Source organism: Anaerotignum sp., assembly GCF_031981185.1.
Classification (GTDB): Bacteria; Bacillota; Clostridia; order Lachnospirales; family Anaerotignaceae; genus Chakrabartyella.
Genome location: NZ_DALYUL010000017.1, coordinates 34,616 through 41,286, shown reverse-complemented (window position 1 = coordinate 41,286; position 6,671 = coordinate 34,616). Strand labels below are relative to the sequence as shown.

Genomic DNA, 6,671 nt, shown 5'->3' with positions numbered 1-6,671 from the left:
TTCTTCAAGCGTTAGTGATGCGAAAGCTATACCCGATGCTGAAGATGCTGTAAATGACTATGCTAAGGCTACAGTTAAATTAATTGATAAGTATTCCAAAACTATTTCTGTAAACGCAGCACCAGCAGCAGCTGTTACATTAACAAAAGACTCTGATGTTGTTGAAGTTGTAGCAGCAACTGCTACTACTTTATCACTTACTGAGGCTCAAATTAGTGCGAAATTGGCTGACGGCTATGAGTTGTCAGATGCAGAAAAGGTTTTGAAAATTGAAAACCTGGATGGCGATAATATTAGTGTAGTTAGTGCTAAAGTTCCTGCTATCTCTGTTGATGAAGTTATTGCAAGAGAAAATACTCTAAATGGCACTAGCTTTAAACGTGGTGACTTTGTAGGCGGAGCTTCTGAAATTTCTGTTGAAGTAAAAGAAAAAGATGATGACCGCGTTACTTATACTTTCACAGGTTTCTTTGAAAAAGATGACGTAATCGCATTTGATTTGGCTTCCAAGCTGACAAAAATTGGCGAAGGTACAAAGGCTACAGTTTCCGTTGACTCCAAGATGGCAACAGCTGATGACTTGACTTACGCTTCTGTACTTGGCAATGGCATCAAGGCTTCCGTAAAGAAGACAGTTGATATTGCTGAAGAGGAAGTAACAACATTGTACAGCGGCGGCTTAAAAATTGAATCCTCAGTTGGTGACTTTGTAACTAATCAGGAATTTGATTTAAAGTTGTCTAATGGATTTGAATTTAGCAAAGTAAAAGATGGTGCTAAGTATGATTTCGGCGCTATTGATGACAACGAAGTAACAGTAAAATTTATTGGTACTCCTGATGATGAATTTACAATCAATGGCGATGACATCGAAATTGAAGCTACATCTGCTAAATCCGGCGCTGTTGCAACATTGACAGTTAAGGCAAAGAAAGATAGTACTAAAACTGGTACTTTTAGTTCAACAGCAACTGTAGAAGTGGCTAAGGTTGTAGATTACAAAGTAAGCCTTACAGTTGATGCAGACGACGATATTCCTGTAATCTACAGCGGCACAAACGTTGCAAATAAAGGTTTGACAGATGATTCCGATCATATGTCTTTGGAAGTAACAGCTGAGGAAACTTTCCCCGGTGCTTGGTCCATGAGACAAGGCTTTAACTTCAACTTGCCTGATGGCGTTTACGTAACAGATGTTGATGTTGTTTCCGCTGAACACTTCTATCAGGAAGGTTCACCAGTATCTGATCAGAAGAACGCATGGGAAAAAGCATTCTTTGATGCATATCAGGAAGGCGACCACAAGAACTTTGAGTTCAAAAAGAGAGTATTTGATGATGTAAATACAAATCTTGCTTCTGATCCTGCAAAGGTTTCATTTAAGCTTGAATTAGTAGCTGATCCTACTTTTGAAGGCGACGTTACATTGGGCTTTGAAGGCGCTTTAGTTGACAAACAAGAAGTAAAAATTGCTAAATTTGTAAAACCTTACACAGTTAAGGCAGAACAGAATGATGTAATCATTGATTACAGAAATACAGAAGTTAAGACTCCTATTGTTATCACAGAAGCTGAAGCTGGCTTATGGGAAAAGAACAATACAGACTTATTCAAATTAAACATCGAAGACGATCTTCTTACATTCGAAGATGATGCTACTTTCACAGTAGACGCTGACTCCGATATGGAATTAAAGAGTGAAGATACATCTAAGGGTACAGTAGTATTCACAGTTAAATCTGAATCTGATAAAGCTGCAAGTGTAACAATTTCCGATTTGAAACTGTACATGAACAGAAGCATCCCTGCAGGCGCTTATGATTTGGAAATCAACACAGTTATGAGCGATGCATATAAGCAAGAAATTCTCTTTGCACCTGATGCAGATACATTTGCTAACTACAATGCTGGTACCACCAATGTAGATAAAAATGCATGGTCTTATAACTCAAGCAAAGGCGAATATACTAGACCTTCTAATGTTAAAGAAGACAGCTATGTAGATGACGTATGCGATTACAGCAAAGTTGTAAAAGCAGCTTTCATCAACGTAGTAACATCCGGTAGAGACAACGACAACCTGTTCACAACAAAGGTAGTTGTACCTGTTGGTGAAGCTTACTTGCTTGCTGGCGAAGCTAAAGTTGAATTAGATGCACCTGCTTACATCAGTGCAGCTGGTTACACAATGCTTCCTGTAAGAGCAATCTCCAAGGCTCTTGGCGTAAACACAAACAACGTATTGTGGAACGCAGAAACAAGAACAGTAACTGTTATGTATGCTCAGAGAATCATCACTATGACTGTTGGTCAGAAGACAATCTATGTAAATGGTTCCGCTATCCCTGCATCCGCAGCTCCTGAAATCAAAGACGGCAGAACATTCTTGCCTTTGAGAGATTTGGGTACAGCTTTGGGCGTAACAAACGTTAACTGGGATGCAGCAACAAAGACAGCTACATTGAACTAATCAATTGTAACTGAAATAAAATCTTAAAGGCTTGCCTTTAAGTATCCCGAAAGGGGCAGACAATGTCTGCCCCTTTTTTGTTGTAAATTTCTGAAAAAACAATAAAAACAACATAAGATTTGATTAAGATATCCTTAATTCACTGGTATTTTCGTAAAAATATGATATAATTGGTTTTATTATAAAAGCAAATGAACCGTTAAGGAGGAAATACCATGAAAAAAATAATCGGGAGCGCCAGAGGTGCTGTGGCACTGGCTCTGGTGGTAACTCTTTTTGGTACTACAGCATATGGAGCAGAAACTGCCCCCGCGGAACAAGCAGTTACAACCAAAGAAGAACAAGCGGTTACAACCCAAGGGGAACAGGCAGCTCCTGTTTTGACTGTTGAGGAAACATTGGAGAAGGCAAAAAAGCATAGCGTGGATTTGGCTGACTTGCAGAAACAAAGCGATTTTCTGCAGGAAACAAAAGAGGATATTTGGGACGCAGTAGGTACTTTTTCAGTTCCTACCTATGAATATCAAAAATGGGTAAATGATGCGGTATATGGTTACACATCAGGCATATATTCTACAAATAGTGGTATGAAAACAAATAAATACTCTACCCAAATTACAAATTTGGTGTTAGAAACTACCGTGAAAAGAACGTTTTCATCTATTGTAGAAAATGAAGAGTCTCTTGAATTATTAAAGGAAATGCAGGCAATTAAGAAAACTTTATATGAACAGGGACAAACCAAGTATAATTTGGGGATGCTGAGTAAATATAAGTTGGATCAGTTAAAAGCTGAATACGATACTAGCAAGGTAAATGTATATCAGTTGGAAAGAAACTTGGAACAAATGTACATTAACCTGAACAATCTGATGGGTGAATCAGCAGATAAGAAGTATGTAATAAAGTATGATGTTGAGTTCGTCCCTTATGTTTTACAAGGGTCTTTAGAGGCTTATATTAATGCGGCTATGAAGAATGATTATTCCATTTTGTTAAAGGCTCAGGCTGTGGAAGATGCCAAGTTTAATAAAAACTTTGTGTCAGAGTCTACTGTTGATAGTACCAATAAAAAGAATAAGCTTACATATGAATCTGCTCAAAGAGCCTATAAATCGGCAAAAGAAGATAAAGATATTGCTATCCGCAATGCATATATTCAATTGCAGCAATCGGAAGCAAATTATAATCAGTTAAAAGCTGATTTGGAACAGGCAAAAGCCACTTTAAAAACTGCTGAAGTTAATTATAAAATTGGTAATACAACAAAGCTTACTTTGGATCAGGCTCAATTAGCAGTTACAAAGGATGAGTTTGCATTGAAGAGTTTTGCAAGAAGTTATGATATGCAAGTGTTTGCATTTAAAAATACCAGCTTAATTTTAGGGGGAAGTGCAGGCAACAGCGGAAGCGCAAAAAGCGGCGGAAGCGCAGGCAGTGACAGTGCAGAAAGCTAATTAAGAATATCAAGAAAACGTCCATTAACTATGGGCGTTTTTTTATATCCTTAAAGTAAGAAAAAAGATGACCATGGCCTAGGTATAGTTTCACGCCTTTTTGGAAAAATAAGCAAAAGGAAAGGCGGTGGAGTTTATGCAGATTTCAAGAAATCTGTCGGAAAATATGATTACCATTAAGGAAGCCTTCCGCGACTGTGGTGACGTGGTAATGCGGGAGTTCGTTGTGGGCAGTGGAAAATCAAGACTATTTATGATTTATACAGATAATATCGTAGATGGGGACACAATAAATAATTTTATTATGACCAATTTAATGGGTCGCTATAAGGAATGCAACGAAAGCGGATTATTAGATGTTTTCATGGAGGATATTATTGCCGTAGGCGAGGTAAGTAAAATCAATGAGATGCAGCAGGCACTGGACGCAGTTTTATTGGGGGATACAGTGCTTTTTATGGATGGGAATGCATTTGCCCTTCAAGTTTCCACAAAAGGCTTTCCTTCTCGAGGAGTCAATCAAGCCCAAACGGAAGTGGTTGTGCTAGGGCCAAAGGATGCCTTTTTGGAAGTAATGGCAACAAATATTGTTTTAATTCGCCGCCGTATTCGGGATAATAAACTGAAGCTAAAAAGGAAAAAAATCGGTACACGCAGCAAAACAGATGTTGCTTTGATGTATATGGAGGATTTGGTGCGGCCAAAAACATTGGAGCTTGTGGAAAAACAACTGGATACTATAAATTTAGATGCTATTTTGGATAGCGGCTATGTGGAGCAGCTTTTGGAGAAGCGTTGGGCGTCTCCCTTTCCCCAATTGCAAATGACGGAAAGGCCTGATAAAGCTGCCTCAGCTTTATTGGAGGGCAGAGTGGTATTGGTTATTGATAATACACCTGTTGTTGTGATGCTTCCTGTTACCCTAAATGTATTTTTTCAGGCGGCAGAAGATTATTATGACCGTTGGCAGATTATGAGCTTTATACGTGCCATACGCTATGTGGCGGCGGTAGTGGCCATTGCTCTACCAGGACTTTATATTGCTTTATCGGTGTACCATCCTGAGTTGATACCAACTGCCTTGGCAATAAAAATTGCCGCCACAAGGCAGAATATCCCCTTTTCCGTAGTGGGAGAGGTAATTATAATGGAGCTGGCATTTGAGCTTTTGCGGGAGGCGGGAATTCGGTTACCTTCCCCCGTTAGCTCCACCATAGGAATAGTAGGCGGTATTATCATTGGGTCAGCAGCGGTAGAGGCCGGGATAGTCAGCCCAACGGTTGTGATTATTTCTGCCCTTACGGGGATTTGTTCTTTTGTAATTCCCAATATAGCCCTTGTTTCCGGATTGCGGCTTAGTAAGTATCTAACTATATTTTTATCTGCCATTTTCGGGTTATTCGGACTTTGGATTGCGTTGCTATTCATTCTAGCCCACTTGTGTAGTCTATCCTCCTATGGAATTCCCTTTATGTATCCCTTTTGTTCGGCGTCGGTCAATGATGATATAGATTGGGAGGATACCATCTTGCGGTTACCATTACAAAAAATGAAACGCCGCCCTATTTTCACAAAGCCATCAGCCAGGGGGCGGAAAGGGGGATCATAATTCATGTTTGCAGAAAACTATAAGATTTCAGTGCGACAACTAGAAATATTGCTGCTACTTTATTATTTTGGAACCACAGTTTTATTTTTGCCCAGTGATGCCGCGGTGGTGGCAGGAAATGCCTGCTGGATTGTCACGATAATATGGGGCGTTTTATCTTCGATTTTAGCTGTATTTCTGGTATATTGGGGAGAAAGACATCCTTCATATACGGCGGTAGAGTGGTATAAACATTCCTTTGGTCGGGTTATTGGCAAAGCCTTGGCCTTTGGGCTTGGAGGAAAGCTGATTTTTGATGCAGCAATGGAGTTACGCTTGTTCTGTGACGTGGTATCATCTTCTATGCTGCCAAGAACGCCCCAGTGGCTACTAATTGCTTTAACACTATTTTTGTGCTGCTTGGCGGCCTCTTATGGGGTAGAATGCACCGCTAGGGTGGGAGAGATATTGTTTTTCTTAGTATTTATTCCCCTTATCTTTGTGTTGATTTTTGTAGCTATATCAGCAGGTTACAATCGTATATTACCTATACAATTCCCTGATTTTAAAGAAATGAAAGGAAGTATGCCATCGTTTGCTCCCTTACTACAAGGGTTTATGGTGTTCTTTTTCATTTTTCCGAGTTTGGAAAAAAGAAAACATATAAAAAGGCGAATTTGGCTGACTTGTATTTTTGCCACAGCAGTAATATCCGTTTTGGTTTTTTTATCTCTTGCAGTTTACGGATCAGAGGTTTTGGGTGAAAAGCTCATGCCTACCCTTCAAATGATGGAAAGAGTCAGCTTTTCTGGGATCTTTTTAGGACGCCAGGATTTATTTTTAATTTGGTTGTGGATGGTTACAACGTTTTTGTATGTGTCAGGAATGATATTCTTTGGTATTGAACTTTTCAATCGATTATTTCGAACAAAAAAAATAACCCGAAATCGTTGGCTAATTTTATTAGCACCACTACTGTTTATCGTGGCGCTGTTACCTCAGGATATGGCGGGGGCATATTGGCTTAGAGCAGGGGTGGCACCATGGCTGAGTGGTATTTTTTTCATACTTCTGCCGCTTCTAATGCTTTTTATAGATGTAATGAAAGGGAGGGGTAGACATGAATAAATGGAAGTGGGTTCTGATTACAGTGTTG

The 6,671-nt window shown here is 39.5% G+C and carries 4 protein-coding genes; all 4 read left to right on the top strand.

Annotated features, from left to right (window positions below; genetic code table 11):
- On the top strand, positions 1 to 2,470 hold a 2,470-nt coding region (locus tag RTK36_RS10690), incomplete at its 5' end, for a copper amine oxidase N-terminal domain-containing protein (RefSeq protein ID WP_312047033.1).
- Between the two features lie 215 nt (positions 2,471 to 2,685).
- Positions 2,686 to 3,927, top strand: coding sequence for a TolC family protein (locus RTK36_RS10685; protein WP_312047031.1), 1,242 nt, complete (start codon positions 2,686 to 2,688; stop codon positions 3,925 to 3,927).
- Between the two features lie 136 nt (positions 3,928 to 4,063).
- A complete protein-coding gene (locus RTK36_RS10680) occupies positions 4,064 to 5,536 on the top strand; it encodes a spore germination protein (protein ID WP_312047029.1) in 1,473 nt (490 codons plus the stop codon).
- 3 nt (positions 5,537 to 5,539) lie between these two features.
- Complete coding sequence (locus tag RTK36_RS10675; RefSeq protein WP_312047027.1) at positions 5,540 to 6,643, top strand: GerAB/ArcD/ProY family transporter; 1,104 nt, start codon at positions 5,540 to 5,542, stop codon at positions 6,641 to 6,643.
- Positions 6,644 to 6,671: the final 28 nt, after the last annotated feature.